Below are 17,445 nucleotides of genomic sequence, written 5' to 3' on the forward strand. Positions count from 1 at the left end.
TTTCCGTAAATTGCCGCCCAAATTTATACTTTCTGAACTAAAAAAAAAGAAGCCTCCTCCCCCATGTTTCAAGGGAAGGAGACTTCCGTTTCTCGTTAAAACGTCAGGACAATTCGCGCTTTACGATTCTAATAACGATCTTGCCGATCTTCCAGTAGTTCTGGAAGTCCTTCATGAAGTTCGAGATTGCGCTGCCCATCATCGACTGCAGGATGAACACGCCGATCGCCGCGCGGTACTCGTCCCACACCGCTCCGAGCGCATCGTCCCACTCGTAGCCGGTCAGGATGAGCAGCGCCGTCGCCTTCATCCAATCGCCCATGTCGTTCGTAAGCAGGTCGGCCGACTCGTGCGAGGAGAACCCGGCGCCGCGCAGCGTGCCCAGTGTCACGATGATCGCGGCCTCGTCGTCGCCAAGAGCACGCCGTTCGACCGCTGACAGCTCGCCAAGGAATTCGGCCTGCTCGTTTTTGCTGATGGCCTTGACGATGTAATAGATCTGTTTGTTGTTCGCCTCCGCGATTTGCAGCGCCTTGACGATGACGGTGAGGGAGATCTCGCCGGTGTTGACCATCGCTTGAGCGATATCCTGCAACGGCGCCATGCCGTACAGATAGTCGGGGATCCACTCGGGACGAAGTCCCGCCTTGTACACCGCCTTCACGACCTCGTTCAGGTCCGTGAAGCCTCCTTGCTTCAGGTCCTGCGCGATGACCGCATAGTTATTGGACGCGCCCGACTGGACGATCGCGACCGCGATCTCCGTGGCGCCAAGCCCGGTTTGCTTCAGATAGGCGATGGACTCCGCTCCGTAATAGGCATACTTCAAATAATCCGTGAGCTTGTAACCGTTCAGGGCGAGCAGCCGCAAACGATCGCTGCGGCTTGTAAACATGCGGCTTACGAAGCCAGCGGCATCGTAGGCGTTGTAGCCCAGTCGCTTCAGAATGGCTTCCTCCGCAATGCTGCCGCTCAGCTCGTGCATCGCCTGCATCGCATTCTCGATCGGCAGCCGGCCGAAGCCATAGCCCGCGACCGCCAGCGCGATGTCGCTGATGGAAGCGTTCGGCAGACCCGCACGCATAATCGTCATCATCGCGGTTACGCCCGCGGAGCTGCCGCCATTGCTCTTGTACATCAGGAATTCCGCCATCGCGGCAGGGGTATTGACGCCGAACCGGACGAGCAGCGCGGCCTGTTCCTGGAGAGTGCCTTCATTTTTAAAGCCCCTGTTGAAGGATCTGTATCGCAAACTCAAGATCGTCGCCCCGTCGTAGCCGAGCGCGGCGAGCGTATCGACCAGATAACTGTCGCTCACCTCCAACTTGCCGTTGCGCTGCATCTCGACCGCGATATCGCTTGCGCTTGCCCCCTGGGCCTTCATTCGAGTCAGAAGCGCGAGCAAAGGATCGACACCGTATACTTCGGCGATCTTGCCGTTGATCTGATCCGGCGAAGCGTCCACGTTGATCATCGCATCCTTGGCCCCGAGCGCGTCCAAGCCGAACAACAGCTTGAGCGCGAGCACGATGTCCGTCAGCGTGAACTTGCCGGACATGTAACCCGCCATGTTGGTCGGATTGCTCGCATACCCGGCCGGCACCATCTGCTTGAGATATGCCAGATTCGTATCGGCATAGTAGACGGCTGCGATCGCCAGCGTGATGTCTCCGACCTGGTCGTAAGGCTTGAGAAGCTCGGTCGCGCGCGCCGCATCTGCCTTGTAGCGGTTCTTAAGCTGCATCGCGATGTCGGCGAGCGGATAATTCGATTGCTTCAGGAAGGCGACAGCGCCTTCCGCCGTCGTCACCCCGTACAGCTCGAGGACGTCCGACAGCAGGTCGGCCGACGTCGGACCTTGTCCGCGCGTCTGATTCACGGCGGCTTCGATCGTTTGCGCCGTATAGACGCCAAGACCCGACAGGATGGTCTTCGCAGCCGTCTCCGATTGGGCATAGCCGTTCATAAGCGCGCTTGCGATGTCATTCGCGCCATATCCGGCCTGCCTCAGCATGCCCGCAGCGTCCGAAGCCGAACTTACGCCTACGGCGCTCAGCACCGCAGCCAGAGCCGCCCCGGTCAAGCCTCCCGCACTTGATGCCAGCACATAGACGATCGTGGCTGTATCGAACAATTCCGTGCCTGCCAGAACCGCGGCAATCTCGCCCGCGGACAGGCTGTAATGTCGGCTCAGCGCGCCGGCGATATTGGCCAGCGGAATGCCTGCTTGCCACAGGAGCCTTGCGGCGACAGCCGGATCCGGGATCTCTTCGCCGCCGGCAAGCACAGCGTCCGCATCGGCGGCCGAAGCCGGCGCATAGACGTCCGCTACGGCGGCCGCGATCAAGGATGCGCTGTCGAAGTCCAGCGCCGCGAGCCCGTCGGCGGTCTGCTCGGCGGTCAAGCCATAGTACGACAGCGATGCCGACACGATCTCCTTAAGCGAATAGCCCATCTGCCGCAGGATCGGCGCGCCGTCCTGCAGCTTGGCGGCTCCGGCGCCGCGCAGGAGTTCGCCTGCGCTTTCCGCGAACGGCTTGCCGTAATACTCGAGCACCGCGGCCGTAACCGCGCCGGCCTGGTAAGCGGATATCGGAAGCAGCGCGCCAAGCGTTTGACCGGCGGTCAACCGGTAGTGATCGCGCGCGGCAAGCACGAGGTCGTCCAGCGTCAGGTCCGCCGCGCGCAGATCCGGGATAGCCGCTTCGAACGTCGTTGCCCCCAGCCCGTCCAGCACAGAGACCAGCGCCTGGCTCATCGTCTGTCCGTATACGGTGGCGATCGCGGCGACGACATCGCTGCCGTTGCCGTCGAAGAAGCCCGACGCGTCAAGCGCCGACGCCGTCTGACCTTGCGTCAGTCCATAGTGCTCGCGGCCGACGCGGACGATGCTGCGCAGATCGAAGTTCATCCGCAGCAGGTACGATACCGCATCGGTCAACGTATGCATGCCGCTCGCTTCGAGCGAATCGACGACGCTCGCGTCGCCTGACATGCCGTACACGTTCGCCACCGTGGCGACGACGTCCTTGTCCTTATACATGCCGAACGCGCGGAATGCCTGCAGCGCTTGTCCCGACGAGAGACCGTATTCTTCCTTCGCCAGCATCGCGCCCGTCCGCAGATCGAACCGCTGCTGCGCGTAAATGTAGGCGATCGCATCGGCGAAGGACGCTTGTCCGTTCGCCGTCAACAGCTCGTGAATCGCATGCTCCACCGTCTGACCGTAGACGCCCGCCGCCGCATAGAGCACGACGCTGTCGCGTTCGCCGCTGTGCGCCAGCAGGGCTTGCGCCGTCCGGCCGAGCGGCGCGCCGAAGTGATCGCGGGCGATGGCGGCGATATCCTGCAGCCCGAACCCGGCATCCCGCAAATACGGAATCGCCGCCGCAAGCGTAGTGATTCCCTCGGCCGCAAGCGCGGCGGCCGCGACAGCCGCCTTGCTGTCGCCGTAAATGCCCGCCACCGTCTGAATAACCTTCGTCAGCTCGGACGGGTAAGCGTCGGCGAGCAGCCTGGCCGCTTGCCCCGATTCCAGCCCGTAATAGGCTTTCAGGCTGCGGGCGATCTCCGCTTGCGAATACTTCGCGTTTTTAAGGAAGCTGATGCCGTCGGCCGGCGCAGCGCTGCCGGATGCGGCCAGCAGCTGCGCGACCGTCACTTGGTCTTGCGCGTACAGCGATTTGAGCACGGCGATCGTATTTTGCAGGTTCGGATTGCTCGAACGGGCTATCAGCGCCTGTATGACCTCTTCCATGCCGTAGCCGCCGCGGATCAGCGCCGGACCCGATACGCTCGGATCCCGGTATTCCGTATAGCGGGATGCCAGCAGGCTGATGACCGAGCCCGCCGACGCGCCTTGCGCCTTCAGCGTCTTCACCCACAGCGCGACTGGATTGCCGCCGAACGCCCAGGCAACCGCCGATCCGATCTCGTCCTGATCGTAAAACTGTATCGACAGCAGCGCATCAATTGCGCCCGACTCGTCCAGTTCGTACTGCTCGCGAAGCACGAGCGCGATATCCTTGAGCGGATACGGGCGCAGGCGGACGATGATCTGGTCTTTGGCCAGTCCCTTGGATTGCAGGTACAATGCGGCTTCCTTGGCCGCGATGCCGTACCGGCTGAACGCCTTGATCCAGTCCCAGCCCTCGCTGTCGTATACGGCCGCGAGCTCGCCGACCGGATACCCGGTACCGCTCAGCACGGCGGTGAGCGCGGACATCTGAGACTCCCGCGAATTGCCGGGGTAGAGCGGGATCGTGCCTTCGATGATCTGCTGCAGCGTGAACTTGCCGGTCGCGCTCATCGTCGCCGTGATGTCGCCGATGGACGAGGCGCCGAACAGGAACTTCGCATCCTTGGCCAGCTTGGCCGCGTCGCAGGCGCAATTCGCCGTCTGCTGATCGATCCACATCGGCATCGTCTGGCCGAACTGCGAGATCAGCGCTTTTTGGTAATCGTAGAACGAATACCGCTCGCTCATGCCCGCCGCCAGATTCGCCGGATTGGCCGGTTCGGCGGCATCGCCGGCATAAGCTGCGCGCAGCGCGGCGAGCGCGTCCTCGGCCGAATAGAATGCGCCGGTGGCGAACATGTCCCGGACGGCGTCCTTCATCGCATAGGCCTTGCCGCCCTTCGTCACCGCATCGTGCACGTACGTCAGCGACGTAGGGAGCGAATAGTGCGCATCCTCCAAAAAGTTTTCCAGCACGGACGCGATGCCGGCATAGACATGCTTCAGGAAGTAATCCGCCACCAGGACCGGGTCGTAGCCGCCCTGGAGCAGCGTCGTGAACAGTCCCTTGGCATCGAAGCCCCACGGATGAAACATCGGCTCGAGCGCGTCGTATGCGGACGCGGTATCCGCCCCGTAGACGGTGCGCAGCAGCGTTGCAGCCTGAATCTTGCTGAAGCCGCCCTGTACGAGCTGGCTTGCCGTCTCCCGCAGCGTCAGCGAGGTGCCCCATGCGCTCATCACCTGGCGGGCGATCGCTTCAGGGTCCCCGCCCCGGCTCAGCAGGGCGGCGACAGCCGTCGCCGCGCCGCCGCCGGCCGCACGGATCGCATCCGCCACGTCGAACGCGGACAGCCCTTGGCCGAGCATGGCCGACGCCGCGTCCGCCGGCGAGAAGATCGCGCCGGCTGCGGCATACAGCTCGGCGCCTGCCAGCCCCGCTTGCGCGAGCGCCCGGACGGCCTCTGCCGCGTCCGCGAACGTATAGAGCTGCCGGACGGCTGCGCCGATGGCCTTGGCCGGGTAACCGGCGCCGCTCAGCAGTCCGGCCGCGGTCGCCGCGTCGGCGGCGAACAGCGTCTTGCTCGCCGCGGCGGCATCGGCCGCGGACATGCCGCCGGCAGCCAGCGCCTGCACGGTCCCGGCATCGGTCAGGCCATATGCACTACGCACGGCGCTTGCGGTGTCCGCAGCTCCGTACAGGCTGCGCAGCTGCGTGGCCGCGCTGTCGCTCGTCTCATGAAGCGCGCGGTTCATCGTCAGCGCCGCCGTCTTCGCGGACACGCCTCCCAGCTTAAGTCCGCGTACGATATCCCGCGCCTGGTAGCCGACGTCGCGGAAGCTGCCGGCGAATTCCTCCGGCGCGTAACCGGCGGCAAGGAAGCCCGCGATCCACGTGTCCGGCGCGTTCGGCAAATACCGCGTCGCCCGAACGGCACCGAATGCCGTGGACGCATCCGCGTCCATCTTGTACAGCAGTCCGAGTACGCCCGCAAAGTCCAGCTGGTACTCTTTGCCGACGGCGGCCGCGTACAGCGAGGCGGGGAAACCGCCTTCCCGCAGCAGCTTCGCGGTCTCGAGCGCCGAGCGTCCGAATTGCGCATGCAGCATCGCCGCCGGCGTATCGGCATTCCGGCTGTCGACGTAGCTCTGCACGAGACCGAGCTCGCTCGAAGTATTGAGCGCCGGCGTAGCGGCGAATTGCGCCAGGAATGCGCCGTTCACGCCTTTCACCCGGTTCACCCCGGTATAGGCGACCGCCAGCTCGTCGGTCGAACGGAGGAGCGCCCCGCTCCAGGTCAGCTTGACCGTCGTCGCGTTGACGAAGTACGACTTGACGCCGCTCTGCCATTGGCCGTTTATTTTTAGCGCAAATCCGGCACTTGTCTCCATCGAGACGAGCGGCGCGTCGAAGGTGAGCAGCACGCTCGCGCTGTCCGCTCCCGATACCGCAAGAAGCATAACGGGCGGCTTCTTGGCGTATTGCACGGTTTGGTCGGCGCCCAGTAGGTACCCCGGCTTGGACAGCGCGAGCGTCAGCGGATAGTCGCTTGGCCACGATACCCCAACCTGATAGGTCCTCCCCCCGTCCGGCGTCGTAATCGTCAGATCGTAATAGGCGTTGACGAAGCCTGGCTTGAACAGCTTGATATCCAGATCCGGCACCGGCTCGGACAGCGCGAGCGTGAAGCCCGACTCGTTCGGATTCAAGACGGTGGCCGTCACGGCGATCGGTACCTGCACCTGCGTTCCGCCGCCCGTTGCGAAGCTGTAGCCCGTCTTGTTCAGCTTCAGCGTATAGGTGCGTCCCTCCGTCAGCTTGACGTCGATCGCATACTTCGCTTCCGTCTCCCCCGCCGCCGCACGTCCGATGGCGACCGGATCTCCATCTTCATTTACCAGCTCGATATCGTCCGCGCCGAACCCCGGAACCGCTTTGTTAAAGGCGAGCGTGAAGCCGTTCTTCGAGACGCCGGACACCTGGGCCTGAACCTGGATCGGCAAAATAACCTGCAGCGGCGCAGCCGCCGGATGCGCCGGGTCGCGGACGTCGATCGTATAAGCCTCGCCTCTCGTCAACGATACGACGACCTGGTAGAGGCGTCCGGTCTGGGCGGCGCCGGACAGATCGAAGAACGAGGCCGCATTCAGTTGGATCCGCGTACCGGACGCATTCGTCAAATAGACGTCGCCCGGCTTCAGATTCGGTACAGCATCGCCGAGATTGAGGACGAAGCCGACCTCGGAGACATTGGTCGCCGAGAGCGCAAGCGCAGGCTGCGCCTCGCGCTGCAGGGCCGGGCCGAAATCGTAGCCGCTGGCGACGAGCTGCAGCGCGTACGTCTCGTGCGCAGCGAGCTCGGCAGCCGCTTGATAGGAGAGCCCATCCTCGGACGCCGTCCAGGCGGTGATGGCGACTGCTTTTCCGGCGCTGTCCGTAAGCGTCAGATTGCCAGCGGTCAGTCCGGGTACCGCCCGATTCAGCTTGATCGCGAAGCCGGTCGTCAGCAGTGCCGGCACTTCAACTTGTACGGCAAGCGGCACGACAAAGCCTGCATCGGCGCCGAAGTCGTAGCCCGCTTTTGCGAGACGCAGACTGTAGCGCCGCTGCGCCTGGAGCGCAGCCTGCACGGCGTAGGTGGCGCCGCCGTCGGACGTCGTCATGGCGGCAACCGCGATAGGAGCGCCGTCCTGATCAAGCAACGTGACGTTGGCTGAGCCAAGTCCCGGGACCGGATCCGTCAGGCGGATCGTCAGTCCGGACGTCCGTACGTCCGAATACGCGGCGTTGACCGTAATCGGTACGTTCAGCGTCATCGCGGAGCCGAAGTCGTAGCCGGCCAGCGCGATCGTCAGCGTATAACCGTTGCCGCCGGTCAGTGCCGCGCTCAGCACATAGCTGGCGCCGCCGTTCGTCGTCTTCGCGCCGGTCAGCGCGACCGCATGCCCGGACGCATCCCGCAGCGCGAAGTTGGAAGCGGACAGTCCGGCTACGGCAGGAGCGAGCGACACGGAGAGACCCGTCTCGGAGACCGCCGCGATTGCAGCCGTCACGGCGTCGGGAATATCCGCCGTCAGCGGGTCGCCGAATTCGTAGCCGGCCTCGGCGATCGTCACCGTGTACGTCTCCCCGCCCGCATAATCGGCGACGATCCGGTAGGTCGCTCCGCCGTCGTCGGTCGAGACCGCACCTACCGGCAGCATGGCGCCTGCGGCGCTGCGCAGCGCGAAGCTGCTCTCGTCGAGACCCGGCACGGCCGGGTTGAAGCCGATCCGGATCTCGCGCGGACTCGCGCCGGTAACGGCCGTCCGCTCGAAGATCGGCACGCTGAACGGGATCGGATCGCCGAATGCGTAGCCGTCCTTTTCCGGAACGATCGTGTAGCTCTCCGACTGCAGGAAGTCTGCGGACAGCGCGTACGTCGTGCCGCCGTCCGTGGATTCGGCCGACAGCACCGGGAGACGCCGTCCGTCGGAAGCCCGCCGCAGGACGAACTCCCCTGGACGCATGTCCGGAATCGGCTTGTCCAGCGACAGCTGGAAGATTCGGCTTCCTCCTGGGGCCAGGCCGTCGAACGTCGCCCGCGCCTTGCGGACGATCAGCGGAATGCCCGGCCCGTAGTCGTCGCCCGGCTTGGTGATCGTGACCGTGTAGTTCACGTCCGGCAAGAGCGCCGCATCGATCTCGTAGCTCAGCCCGTTGTCCTTGGATACGATGCCGCTTGTCTTGACGGCATTGCCCTGCTCGTCCGTGACGACGAGCTTGAACTCGCTGCTCCAGTTCACCGCCCGGTCGAAGTTCAGCCGGAAGCCGCGGACCGACGCCATATCCACCGAAGCCGCCCGTCTGTTCAGGCTGAACGGAATCGTGAACTTCACCGTATAATTCGTTTTGACGGTCGTGACGGTGTAAGTCTTGCCCGCCGTCAGCTTCGCGGACACCTGATAGGTGGCGCCGCCGTCAGCGGTGGTTGCCGAAGTCACGGCCGTCGTCTGGCCGCTGCCGTCCTTGACCACGATCTCGGAGGCGCCGAGGTCGGCCACGGGAGGGCTAAGGAACAGCCTGAAGCCCTGCTGGTTCTGGAACATCGTCGTGATGCCGACCGCGATGCTAAGGCCGAACGTCAGCGGCTTGCCGAAGTCGTAGCCCGGCTTGGAGACGGTCAGCGTATAAGTTTCTTGCGCGTCGAAAGCGCCGGTCAGCTTGTACGAGCCGCCGCCGAGATCGTCCATCGCGAACGAGACCGGACGTCCCTTGCTGTCCCGCAGGTCGAAGCTGCTCTTAACGAGGCCGAGCTCTCCGCCTCCGTAGCTGCCGATCCCAAGCAGCAGATCCGTGCTTGTCGTGAGCGCGACAAGGACATTCGCCGGAATCGGGATATCGAATGCGAGCGGCGCGTCGAGCGCGAATTCGTCGCGTTGCACGTCGAGCGTGTATCCTGAGCCCGGTTCGACGACGCCGGCGCCGACCGTGTAACGGAACTGATAGCTGAGGCCTTGATCCGCCGTCGAGAAGCTGTACAGATGCGTGCCGAGAACGCTGCCGCTTGGATCGCGCAGGACGACTTCGGCGCCCTTCAGGCCCGCAACCTTCTCGCCGAACTGGAGCGTGAAGCCCGTCGACGTCACGTTTTTGATCGTCGGCGCGAGCGACTTGCGCACGGCGAACGAGACCGGCTCCGTCTGCTGATACGTAGCTGACGATTTGTATTGTACCGTGTAAAACTTCCCGGGCGTCAGCGCGGCCTTCAGCGCATAGCTGCCGCCGCCGTCCCCGGTAGACGCGCCGGTCGCGGGGACCGCCGCGCCCGCGGCATCGCGAATAATGAAGCTGCCGCCGGTCAGGCCGTCGACGGGCGTTGCGAACCGAACCGTAAGTCCCGCCGCCGTGCCGTCAGCCGCCGAGATCACGGAAGGGAACCCGAACGTCGGCGAGGTCAGCGCGTAGTCCGCGAGCTCCGGCGCGGCAGCCGGATTCAGCGCGATGCTGTACGTATGGGCGGACGAGAAAGCCGGAAGCCGCAGCCGATAGACGGTACCGCCGCCGGCCATGACGTATTCGTACGGATAATAATCGTTCCCCGCTTCGTCCCGGGCGAACACGCCGCCGTACTGCGCCTGCGGAAGCGCGGACGAGAAGCGGACCTCGATGCGTCCGTCCAGCGTCGTCTGCACGATCGTCGCCGACAGGAAGTAGCCGACGTGGAACGTGACCGGCGACGCGAAGCGAAAGAAGTCCTTGCTCAGCGTCAGCTTGTAGTCCCGTCCGCCGGTCAGGCCGACATGGACGCGGTAGCTGGCCCCGCCGTTTGCGGTGGACAGCGTCACGCCGCCGAGCCGGCTGCCGCTCGCGTCGCGCAGATCGAGATCGGCCGGCAGCAAGCCGGGCACGGCGCTGTCGAACGTCAGGTCGAATCCGTCCGCGCCGATGCGGTCGACGGCCGGGACGCCCGCATCTACCGTAGGAGCGACCTGGAACGGGACGCCCTCGTCCGGCAGATGGCCGTACAGCCTTAGCATGTAGCTGCCTCCGGACAGCTCGGCCAACAGTCGATACGTGCGGCCCTGATCGGCCGTCGTCGCCGAATCGATCGTAACCGGCGCGCCCGTATCCGCCTGGACAAGTCCGAAGCTGCCGGCGGACAGACCGCTCAGCGCTTCGCTTAGTTTCACGGTCAGTCCGCTATTCGTAATTTGATCGACCGTTATGGTCGCGACGATCGGCACCGTGAAGTAGAACGAATCTTCGTCGATGTCGGCATCCACCGACAGCTTGTAGTCCCCGGGCGTCAGCGCGACCGCGAATTTGTAGCTGGCTCCATTGTCGGTCGTCTCGACGGAATCGATCCGCAGCGCGCTGCCTACTGCTGCGCCGTCCTTCGCTCTGTGCAGCGAAAAGGCGTGCGCGGTATCGATCGCAGCGGGTGGATTGAGCGCCAGCGTAAAGCCGGTCCCGGAAGGATCGACGATCGTATTGCGCGCGTAAACGTTGATCCGGTGCGGCCCGCCGAAGTCGTAGCCTTCCTTGACGACGGTCACGTCATAGCCGCGGCCTCGCGCGCCTTCGAATGTGGCGATGAACGCGTTTTGCATCGGAACGAGCGCCTTTATCGTTACCGCGGCGCCCGAGGCGTCCGTAATTCGATAGTTATCCATCGTTGTCGGCACGGAAGGATTGAGTCCGATAAACGCGGCCAGATCTGCCAGCCCGCCCCAGTTGTTAATCGTCGGACGGATGATTTGCAGCGCGCCGCCGAAGTCGTAGCCCGCGTGCCGAACGTCGAGCGCATAGTCGCTGTACGTCATTTGCTCCGGCACCAGCAGGTAGCTCCAGCCGCCGTCGTCCGTCGCCGCCGACGCGAGCGCATAAGGCGTGCCGTCCCGGTGCGTCAGCTCGAACGCCTCGGGGGGCAGCCCCGGGACCGGGACGCTGAAATGCACCCGTAAGCCCTGATCCACGTAATTCACCGACTCGAAGGTCGTGTAGCGGCTGACGGCAATCTTCTCAGGCACGTGAATATCTCCCGAGAAGACAAGATCCGCCGCGGCGATGCGATACCCGTAAGCGCCGGCTGCCGACAGATCGGCCGTCACGACGGCGGACCTGCCGTCTGCCGCAAGCTGTACGCGCTGCACGGCGACTGCCGCGCCCGACGCTCCGGTCAGCGAGATCCGGTCGGCGGTCAACGACGCGAGCGGCGAGCCGAAGCGGATGGAAAAGCCCTGATAAGACACCCACTCGATCGTAGAAGGCGATTCGGTCGCCTGGACGGACAGCGTTAGCGGTTCGTCAAAGGCATAGCCCTGCTTGTTGAGCGATACCGTATACGTGTCGCCCAGCGCGAGCGGCGCGTATACCTCGACGATCCTATGCGTGGATTCGGTCTCCAGCATGTTGATGCCGACGGCCGTCTCGTCGCTGCCCGTAATCGAGAAGCTGTCCATCTCCAGCTCCGGCACCGGCTTGTCCAGCGACAAAACAAAGCCGGAGGAAGTAAGACGGCTGACGCTAGGCGTGACGACTACCAGACCTGCAGGCACCGTAAAGGTCAAACCGCTGCCGAAGCCGTAGCCCGGCTTGACGATCGTCAGCCGGTACGTCTCGCCTTCGGTCAGCGAAGCCGCGATCGCATACGTAGCGCCGCCGTCTTCGCTGACGGCGCTCGCCACGGTCACGCTGTCCGCGCCGTGCGTTAACTGGAACTGGCCGGCCGACAGATCCGGGATCGGCACGCTCAGGCCGACGGAGAATCCCGCGGCGCCGGCCGTACCGCTCGGCGACAGCGTGACGGCGATCTCCTCGGTCCCCTCCGCCGGCACGTCGATCGTCAGACCGCCGCCGAACCGGTAGCCCGGCTTGGCGATCGTCAGCACGTAGCGTTCGCCGGCCGTCAGGGCCGCTGCGATCGCATAGGTGGCGCCGCCGTCGGCGCTGTCGGCGGACACGATGTCCACGGGCTGGCCGCCGTGCGTGAGCGTGAGCTCGGCCGCCGTCAGTCCGGCGACCGGCCCGTTCAGCGCCAGCGTGAAGCCGGTCGGCGCGGCCGCGCCGACGAGCGACGCCGCAACGTCGATGTCCTCCGGCTGCGTGACCGGGACCGCGACGGCGAGGCCCGCGCCGAAGCCGTAGCCCGTCTTGGCGATCGTCAGCGTATACGTCGCGCCTTCTGACAACGCGGCAGCCAAAGCGTATGTCGCGCCGCCGTCAAGCGTTGCCGCGTACGTCACGGGGACGCTGCCGCCGGCGGCGTCCTTCAGAGCGAAGTTCGCCGCCGTCAGGCCCGGCACTGCGGGACTGAGCGCCACCTTGAGGCTGGACGCGCGCGCTTGGACAAGCGTCGGGACGACCGTTATCGTCGTATCGACCGGCGGCGTCGGCGTAGGTGCGGTCGTTGGCGCGGTCGTTGGCGTAGGCGTAGGTGTTGGCGTAGGTGTTGGCTGCACGCCGCCGTTGCCGCCATTCCCCCCACTTCCGCCTGTATTGCCGGCCGCGCCGCCGCGCTCCGTCACTTCCACGTTCGCGGGCTTCGTCTCGAAGCGCACGTTCGCCGCGTCCACCAGCGCATGGCCGATCGTCCCGGTTCCTGTGACCTCCGCGCCGCCGTGCAGCTCGGCGCTCTTAACCGCGACGCCGTCGCTCAGCTTGATCGCGGCGGACTTAACGCCTTCCCCGACCTGCAGCGCTTCGATCGTACCCGCGCTGACGGTCAGCGTCACGTCGCTGGCGACTTCGACCTTGCCGAAGCTGCCCGACAGCACGACCTCGCCTGCCGCCGTGATGGAGATGCCCGCGATCCCGCCGCCTTGCGTCGTTCCGTCCGACTCGATGTTCGCGTCCGTCCGCACGTCCATCTGCGCGATGACCGTCGTGCCGCCGACGACGACGCGAATCCGGCCGTCCTTCTTCTCGACGACGACCGTCCCGAGCCGCGAATCGTCGATATGTACGCTATGCGCCCCGCCGCCCTGCAGATTCGTGCTCCCGCCGACGGCGACGCCCTTCAGGTAGACGTCCCCTTCGCCGACGGCTGCGCCCACCGTCAGATTGCCGCGCACCTTGACGTTGCGCAGCGTGATGCCCGGCGCGTCGATAACGACGTCGCCGGCGATCTCGGCGGTGCCGGATGCCGGACCGTAGGCGCCTGCCGCCGCCAATCGAAGCGCCGGCGGCACGATGCCGCCGCCCGCGCCAATCACGGCCTGCGTGCGGATCCGGTCCAGCAGCACGACGGCCTCCGCGCGCGTCAGCTTGCCGCCGGGACGCACCGTTCCGTCCGCGAAGCCCTGCACGTAGCCGCCTTCGACCAGCGCGTCCAGCGCAGCCTTTGCGTAGGCCGGCACGTCGCTCCGGTCGCCGAACGCGCCCAGCGCATCCGCCCCGTCGCGCTCCACGACCGGAACGAGCTTCGCGAGCATGACGGCCGCCTCCGCGCGGGAGAGCTGCCGATCGGGCTTAAACGTTCCGTCGGGGAAGCCGTTAATATAGCCTGCCGCCACCGCGGCTTGCACCTGGACAGCGAACCAGGCGTTGCCCGGCACGTCTGCGAACTTCAGGCTCGCCGTACCCTTGTATGCGAACAGCCGGTTCGCCAGCGCGACGAATTCGATCCGGCTGATAACCTGATCCGGACGCAGCGTGCCGTCCTGGAAGCCGTTAATCAGCCCCAGCCGCTGCCACTCCGCCATCGTACCTGCGGCCCAGTGCCCCGCCGTGTCGGCGGATGCTCCCGCAGCCGCCAAGGCCTCCAGGTCTGACGCGATGACCTCCGCCGCTTGCGTCGTTGCCGCCGCAGCCGATCCGCCTCCGAAGTTCGGCAGGATCGCGCTGCCCAGCATGCTTGCGATAAGCAGCCATACGAGCGCGCACCCGCGCCAATTCATTCCTCTTTTCCCCACAGTACGCCTACCCCTCCCTCGCTTGCCGCGGCGCCGGGACAGGATCGACCCGATGCGGACGGACGGCGAGCATTCTAGGGTTAAGTCTACGGAACCGGAATAAAAGAATAATGAAAGAATTCGCCAGGAAAAGACAAAAAACCGCTTCGCATCAAGGCTTGGCGGCGTTTTGTCGCGTCTATGAAAATATTAGTCGGCACGCTGGTTGACGTTCTGAGTCGCGCTATCCGACAGCCCGCTGACGAGCGAATCGTAGAGCAGCAGCAGCTCCTTGGACGGCTTGATGCCGAGCTCGCGGCCGAGCAGCTTCACGTAATCGGTATACTGCGCGGTAAGCCCCTTTTTATCTCGCTCTATCGCGCGCCCCCGCATCAGCAGACCGACGACGGCTTCATCCCAGGGGTTGCGGGCATGCAGCTTCTGCAGCAGCTTGGCGGCGGCGGCCGTGTCCGGCACGTCAAGCAGCGCGGCGGCAGCCGCCCGCACGAAGGCCGCATAGCGGTTCGCCAGCCGTTCCGTATGCTGGACCGCCCAGACATAAGCTTTGGCGCCGAACAAATCGCCCGTATACAGCCGGTCGACATTCAGGGCTTCGGCCGCGTTGCCGGCATGAAGCTTGCCGAGCCTTGCGATCTCCCGCTCGAACGTCTCGTAGTCGACGGCTGCGTCGTCCAGCTCCAGCACGTACCCGTCGTTTTCCGAACGGACCGACTCGCGCAGGCCGATCGGCTCCAGCGACTTGCGCAGCTGGTAGACCGCGGTATTGAGATATTTCTCCGCGTTCGAGACCGTCATGCCGGCGAAAATCTCGGCGATCAGGCGATGGCGCGAGATCCGCTTGCCCCGGCTCAGCAGCAAGTACGCGAACAGCTCGGCGCTCTTGCCCGACATCCACTTCACCCGCCCCCGCTCGCTTTGCACGGCGAAGTCCCCCAGCACCGAGACGGTCACCTTTTCCCGGCTTTGCGCAGGCGCATCCGCTGCCTTCGCGTTCCCCAGCGCCTTGCGGCTCTCCAGCGCGCGATGGACCGTCCGCTCCAGACGCTCCTGCGTCACCGGCTTCACGAGGTAGTCGAGCGCGGACAGCTCGAACGCTTCCACGGCAAAGTCCTTGTGCGACGTGACGAACACGATCTGCGGCTTGCCTCCTGTCTGATCCAGCTGAGCGGCGAAGGACAGGCCGCTGCCGACGGGCATGGAAATGTCGACGAAGGCCAGGTCCACGTCTTCCCGTTCGTTCAGGAAGGCCGCTGCCGACGACGCGTCCGCGAAGGTGCCGACCACCTCGAGGCCGGGATATTTCTCCAGCATCTTCCGCATGATGAGGTGCATGACGGGCTCGTCGTCAACCAGCATCACTTTCATCGTCGCTCACCGCCCATCCGTCTTTATCCGTCATGGCATCCCCGCCGGCATGGCCCGGCAGCGTGAACCAGAACGTCGTGCCCCGTCCCGCCGCGCTCGCGAACCGGAGCGCGCCTCCGTGCATGCGCAGAAACTCGCGCGTAAGCACGAGCCCGAACCGCATCTCTCCGCCGCCGTCCGAGCTCGCGAAGCCGGGCTCCTTGAAGTACATCTCGTCGCGCCGGAGCAGCTTGGCCGTCTCCTCGTCGATCCCTCGCCCGTCGTCGCTCACGGACACGCTCACCTCGCCGCCGCGGGCGGTCGCGCTCACCGCGATCTGACCGCCGACGTCGGTGTACTTGATCGCGTTGGCCAACAGGTTGCGGAAGATGAGGTCGAGCATCTCCTTGTCCGCGTTCACGGTCAGCCGGTCGTCGATCCGCTCCGCAATCCGGATATGCTTGGCGGCGGCTCTCGCGCCGGCCAGCGACAGCGCCTGGCGGACGACCTGCTGCAGGTTCCAGGCTTGCGGGCGAAACGCGATCGTGCCGTTCTGGCTGCGATACCAGTCGAGCAGATTGTCCACGAGCTGATAGGTGCTGCGCACCTGCCGCTTGATCTCGGGCAGCACCTCGGCCTTCGCCCGCTCGGGCTCTTCCGGCTCCGCCTCCAGAATCTCGGTCAAGCTGACGAGCAGCGCGATCGGATCGCGGATATCGTGGGCCATCACCGTGAACAGCTTGTCCTTGAAGGCGTTCAGCTGCGTCAGCCGTTCCGACTTTTCCCGCAGCCGCTCCTCGTTTTCCCGCAGCGCCGTGACGTCGCTCAGCATGATCATTTTCCCGATCGGGGCCGTACCGGCGTCGTAGATGTGGGTGATGCTGCATATGTAGTGCCGCGTCCGGTCCCCGAGCGCGCGCGCCAGCGGGAAGCGCTCGTCCAGATGCGCCGCCGACGTCAATCTGTCCAGCAGCCCGGGACTCTCCGCGAGCAGCGCGCGGGCTGGCACCGGTCCTTCTTTTGCCGCATGCAGCCCGGGATACGCCTCCGTCGCCGCGTCGTTGTGGCTTACGACCTGGTTGTCGTAATCCAGCAGGATGACGCCGTCCCGGATCGTATCGAACATCTTGGCGTAGGCGAGCGGCGTCAGCCGCAGCAGCCGGAAGCGGAAGATGCCCCAGGCGTACACCAGACCCGACAAGGCGAAGCCGAGCGGCGTAAAATCGATCTCCTTATTGAACATGTAGGCGATGTTGAACAGGATCGGACCCGCTGCGCCCACGATCAGCACGACGATCTGCTTGCGCACGATCGGGACGGCTCTGAGATACATCGGGAGGAACAGTAAAATGCCGAACAGCAGAATCGTATAGTTGTAGACGGCGTGGATCGGATACCAGGGACCTTTGATCGTATTGTAAACGGGAACGAGCCCTTCCGGGTTCGGGACGTAGGCTTGATAGAGGAGATGGTGCCAATCGTTGGTGAGGTGCAGCAGGAAGGTAACGGTCGGAATCAGGAAAATCCCGATCGCGACCGGCTTCCGGTTCCGGGCGGCAAACCCGGTGAATTGAAACACCAGCAGCAGCCAGAAGGCCGAAACGAACGGTATGCCGACGTACTCCAGCTGATACGACAGCTTGACCTCGCGCAGGCTCTCGCTCACGATCTCGAACGTGTAGCCCATCGCATAGCAGGAGGCCGTCGTCATCATCCAGATCATCGTGCGAGCCATCGGCTGCTGGCGCTTCAGATAAGAGAGACAGGCGACGAACAGCATGAGCGCCGTCGCGAGACACAGCAGCACCGACATCCATTGCCTCGTATCCACCGCGCCCGCCTCCTGTCTACTCTTGTGTAACACTGAGATTCGACAAGGCGTGGCGAATTCCTTGTCGCTTGCGGCGGCGGTCCCTTGGCTTCATCAAGTTTGAATTCCGTCGGATAGGTCTTATGTAACAATTTAC

The 17,445-nt window shown here is 64.7% G+C and carries 3 protein-coding genes; all 3 read right to left on the bottom strand.

What is annotated here, in order from left to right:
- Positions 1–103: 103 nt before the first annotated feature.
- Complete coding sequence (locus tag ACFOTD_RS16040; RefSeq protein ID WP_378120437.1) at positions 104–14,119, bottom strand: S-layer homology domain-containing protein; 14,016 nt, start codon at positions 14,117–14,119, stop codon at positions 104–106.
- Positions 14,120–14,323: 204 nt separating this feature from the next.
- Positions 14,324–15,499 carry a response regulator gene (locus ACFOTD_RS16045; RefSeq protein ID WP_378120439.1) on the bottom strand — a complete coding sequence of 392 codons (1,176 nt, stop codon included), beginning with the start codon at positions 15,497–15,499 and terminating at the stop codon, positions 14,324–14,326.
- Positions 15,480–17,309, bottom strand: a complete 1,830-nt coding sequence (locus tag ACFOTD_RS16050; RefSeq protein WP_378120441.1) for a sensor histidine kinase — start codon at positions 17,307–17,309, stop codon at positions 15,480–15,482. Before ACFOTD_RS16050 ends, ACFOTD_RS16045 begins: the two co-directional genes overlap by 20 nt.
- Positions 17,310–17,445 lie beyond the last annotated feature (136 nt).

Origin of the sequence: Cohnella sp. GCM10012308, assembly GCF_042649185.1 — a bacterium.
In the GTDB taxonomy this organism is placed as follows: Bacteria; Bacillota; Bacilli; order Paenibacillales; family Paenibacillaceae; genus Cohnella.

Coding starts and splice junctions, on each gene's coding strand:
- ACFOTD_RS16045 (WP_378120439.1), bottom strand. CDS start 15,499: ATGAAAGTGATGCTGGTTGACGACGAGCCCGTCATGCACCTCATCATG.
- ACFOTD_RS16040 (WP_378120437.1), bottom strand. CDS start 14,119: ATGAATTGGCGCGGGTGCGCGCTCGTATGGCTGCTTATCGCAAGCATG.